The organism is Paeniroseomonas aquatica (assembly GCF_030409335.1).
GTDB classification, from domain to species: domain Bacteria; phylum Pseudomonadota; class Alphaproteobacteria; order Acetobacterales; family Acetobacteraceae; genus Belnapia; species Belnapia aquatica.
In genome coordinates this window covers 1-4,005 of sequence record NZ_JAUFPN010000283.1, presented here as the reverse complement: position 1 = coordinate 4,005, position 4,005 = coordinate 1, and the positions used below count along the sequence as shown (strand labels likewise).

At 74.8% G+C, this 4,005-nt stretch carries 3 protein-coding genes; all 3 read left to right on the top strand.

The features are described from left to right. Nucleotides 1-822 (top strand): adenylate/guanylate cyclase domain-containing protein (locus tag QWZ14_RS29510; protein ID WP_290320644.1); only part of this gene is annotated, 822 nt, incomplete at its 5' end. Nucleotides 823-937: 115 nt separating this feature from the next. Beyond that, complete coding sequence (locus QWZ14_RS29505) at nt 938-2,083, top strand: FIST signal transduction protein (protein WP_290320642.1); 1,146 nt, start codon at nt 938-940, stop codon at nt 2,081-2,083. Beyond that, nucleotides 2,080-3,969 (top strand): putative bifunctional diguanylate cyclase/phosphodiesterase, encoded by a 1,890-nt coding sequence (locus QWZ14_RS29500; RefSeq protein WP_290320641.1) that lies wholly within the window; start codon nt 2,080-2,082, stop codon nt 3,967-3,969. Before QWZ14_RS29505 ends, QWZ14_RS29500 begins: the two co-directional genes overlap by 4 nt. Nucleotides 3,970-4,005: the final 36 nt, after the last annotated feature.

The window sequence follows — 4,005 nt, the reverse complement described above, 5'->3', positions numbered from 1 at the left end:
GCCGCCCTCGCGGCGCTGGCCGCCGGCGGGGCGGCCTGGCCCGGGCTCGGGCCGGTGCTGGCGGCGCTGCTCGCCGGCGGCGGGGCGCGGGCCTGGCGCAGCCGGGCTGAGCGGCGGGACCGGCAGGCGTTGCGCGGGCTGTTCTCCCGCTTCCTCGGCGCCGAGGTGGCCGAGGCGCTGCTGCGCGACCGCGCGCTGTTCATGGCCGGCGGCCGGCCGAAGCCGCAGGAGCTGGTGGCGACGGTGCTGTTCTCCGACATCGCCGGCTTCACCGCCATCTGCGAGGCGCTGCCGCCGGCGCCGCTGATCGACTGGCTGGACCGCTACATCGACGTCATGGTCGCGGTCAGCGTGGCGCATGGCGGGGTGGTGCTGCGCTTCGTCGGCGACGGCATGCTGGTGGTCTTCGGCGTGCCGGTGCCGCGGCCGGATGCGGCGGGCCGGGCCGCGGATGCCGCCGCCGCCGCCCGCTGCGCCCTGGCGATGGAGCAGGCGATGGAGGCGCTGAACGCCGAATGGCGGGCGGCGGGCCTGCCCGAGGCCGGCCTGCGCATCGGCATCCATACCGGCCCGCTGGTGGCCGGCAGCCTCGGCCGCGGCGAGCGCATGGAATTCTGCCTGCTCGGCGACACCGCCAATGTCGGCGCCCGGCTGGAGCAGCTCGGCAAGCAGCATGGCGGCGGCGGCCGCTGCACCATCCTGGTGGGCGAGCCGACCTGGCGGCTGCTGGGCGGCGCCTTCCCCGGCCGGCGCATCGGCGAGCTCAGCCTGCGCAACCGCGTCGCCGGGCTGGCGGCGTGGCGGATCGATTCCGGGCGGTGAGGGGCCCGGGCCGCGCCCGGCGATGATCGCGCCCCCATGGTGACGATGGCTTAACCCGGGCCCGGCTAGATGGCGCTGTGCCGCGCGGGGTTCCGCGGGTTGCAGGGAGATGGGCATGCGCTGTGAACACCGGGCCTGGACCGCCGCCGCCGGTTGGGACCCGGCGCCCGCCCTCCCCGATGCCGGCCTCGTCCTCTACTTCGGCGGGCGGGAGGCGCTGGCCTCCGGCGGCCGCCACCGCGAGCTGCAGGCGGCCTATCCCGGCGCGACGCTGCTGGGCTGCAGCACCGGCGGCCACATGCTCGGGGCGGAGATCGACGACGAGGGCGTGGTCGCCACCGCCATCCGCTTCGGCGCGACCCGGCTGCGCCTGGCCCGCGCCGCCGTCCGCAGCAGCGAGGACTCGCACGAGGCCGGGCTGGCGCTGGGCCGGGCGCTGGCGGCCGAGGACCTCTGCGGCGTCCTGGTGCTCTCGGACGGGCTGCACGTGAACGGCACCCGCTTGCTCGCCGGGCTCGCGGCGGCGCTCGGCACCGGGGTGCCGCTCTCGGGCGGCCTGGCCGGGGATGGCGCGCGCTTCGCCGCCACCCTGGTCGGCGCCGGCGACCGCCCGCCGGAGGAACGTCTCGCCGCCGCCGTCGGCTTCTACGGCGGGGCGCTGCGCATCGGCCATGGCCGCGCCGGCGGCTGGGCGCCCTTCGGCCCGAAGCGCCGGGTCACCCGTTCCCGCGGCAACCTGCTGCTCGAGCTGGACGGCCAGCCGGCGCTCGACCTCTACGAGCGCTACCTCGGCGAGGAGGCGGCCGGGATGCCCGGCACCGCGCTGCTCTATCCGCTGCTGATCTGGGATGCGGCGCGGCCGCAGCACGACGTGGTCCGCACCGTGCTGGGCGTGGACCGCGCCGCGCGCACCATGACCTTCGCCGGCGACATCCCCGAGGGCTGGATCGCGCAGCTCATGCACGGGCACTGCGACGACCTGGTCGCCGCCGCCGCCGATGCCGCCGGGCAGGCGGCCGGCGGCGGGGCGGCGCCGGGCGGCGACCGCCTGGCCATCATGGTGAGCTGCATCGGCCGCCGCCTGGTGCTCGGCCAGTCGGCGACCGACGAGATCGCGGCGGCGGCGGCGGAACTGCCGGGGGCGACGCATTTCACCGGCTTCTACTCCTACGGCGAGATCGCCCCGCATGCCGGATCCGGCGCCTGCGAGCTGCACAACCAGTCCATGACGGTGACCACCCTGGCCGAGACGGCCGCATGAACGCCGCCCCGGTGCATCGTCTCTTCGCCGCCCAGCTGGCCAAGGTGGGGGCGGCATCGGGGGAGCCGGACCTCGACCGCCTCGGCCAGCTCGTCAGCGACAGCTACGCGGCGGCCGAACGCGAAAGGCGCCGCGCCAACCGCGCCCTGGGCCTGATGGCCGAGGAGCTGGAGAACGCGAACGAGCGGCTGCGGGAGGTGGTGGCGACGCTGCAGGTGCAGAACGGCCGCTTCGAGGCGGCGCTCGAGAACATGTCGCTCGGCATCGCCATGTACGACGCCGAGGAGCGGCTGGTGGTCGCCAATACCCGGCTCTGCGAGGTGCTCTGCGTGCCGCCCGGCAGCCTGCGGGTCGGCATGACCTTCAGCGAGGTGGTGGCCGTCTGCACCGAGGCGCACCACTTCAGTGAGACGCGCGCGAGCGAGGTCTACGAATTCCGCCGCCGCGTCTTCGCCGCCGGCAGCGCCTTCCAGTTCGAGGAGCCGCGCGGCCGCAACATCGTGGCCGTCACCACCCGCGCGCTCGATGGCGGCGGCTGCATCCTGACCTTCGAGGACATGACGGAACGGCGCCGCGCCGAGGCGCAGGTCGAGCACATGGCGCGGCACGACGCCCTGACCGGCCTGGCCAACCGCACCCTGCTCCGCGGTCGGCTGGAGGAGGCCCTGGCCCGGGCCAGCCGCGGCGAGAGCTTCGCCGTGCTCTACCTCGACCTCGACCGCTTCAAGGCGGTGAACGACACGCTCGGCCATCCGGTGGGCGACGAGCTGCTGCGCGCGGTGACCGCCCGGCTGCGGGCGAGCATCCGCGAGGTGGATACCGCGGCGCGGCTCGGCGGCGACGAGTTCGCGGTCGTGCAGGCGAGCCTGCACCAGCCGCAGGACGCGACCGTCCTCGCCCGCCGGCTGATCGAGGAGCTGAGCCGGCCCTACGAGATCCAGGGCCAGCAGCTGGTCGTCGGCACCAGCATCGGCATCGCGCTGGCGCCCGAGGACGGCGCCTCGGCCGACGTGCTGCTGAAGCATGCCGACCTCGCGCTCTACCGGGCCAAGAGCGAGGGGCGCGGCACCTGGCGCTTCTTCGAGCGCGAGATGGATGCGCAGATGCAGGCACGCCGGCGGCTGGAGCTCGACCTCCGCCGCGCCCTCGCCGAGCAGGAATTCCAGCTGCTGTTCCAGCCGCTGGTGCATGTCGGCAGCCGCCGGATCATCGGCTTCGAGGCGCTGGTCCGCTGGCACCATCCCGAGCGCGGCCTGATCTCGCCGGCCGAGTTCATCCCGCTGGCCGAGGAGACCGGGCTGATCATGCCGCTCGGGGAATGGGTGCTGCACACCGCCTGCCGGGAGGCCGCGTCCTGGCCGGAGCAGGTCTCGGTCGCGGTCAACGTCTCGGCGGTGCAGTTCCGCAGCCCGCTGCTGGTGGATGCGGTGGCCGCGGCGCTGCGGGCCTCCGGGCTGCCCGGCTCGCGGCTCGAGATCGAGGTGACGGAATCGATCATGCTGCAGGACAACGTCGCCACCCTGGCCATCCTGCACCGGCTGCACGGCCTCGGCGTGCGGATCTCGATGGACGACTTCGGGACCGGCTATTCCTCGCTCAGCTACCTCCGCAGCTTCCCCTTCGACAAGATCAAGATCGACCAGTCCTTCGTCCGCGACCTCGACAAGCAGGGCGACGCCCGCGCCATCGTCAGCGCCATCTCCGGGCTCGGCCGCAGCCTCGGCATGAGCACCACGGCGGAAGGGGTGGAGACGCAGGAGCAGTTCGAGCAGCTGCGCGCCGACGGCTGCCTCGAGGCCCAGGGCTACCTCTTCGGCCGGCCGATGCCCGCCCGGGACGCCTCGGCCCTGCTGCGGCACCAGAGGGCGGTGCAGCCGGCGGGTTGAGCGGGCCTGTGTTGCGGCTTCAGGCTGCGGTGTGTG

Excerpts from the sequence above, each read along its gene's own strand:
- QWZ14_RS29505 (WP_290320642.1), top strand. The coding sequence starts at position 938 with ATGCGCTGTGAACACCGGGCCTGGACCGCCGCCGCCGGTTGGGACCCG.
- QWZ14_RS29500 (WP_290320641.1), top strand. The coding sequence starts at position 2,080 with ATGAACGCCGCCCCGGTGCATCGTCTCTTCGCCGCCCAGCTGGCCAAG.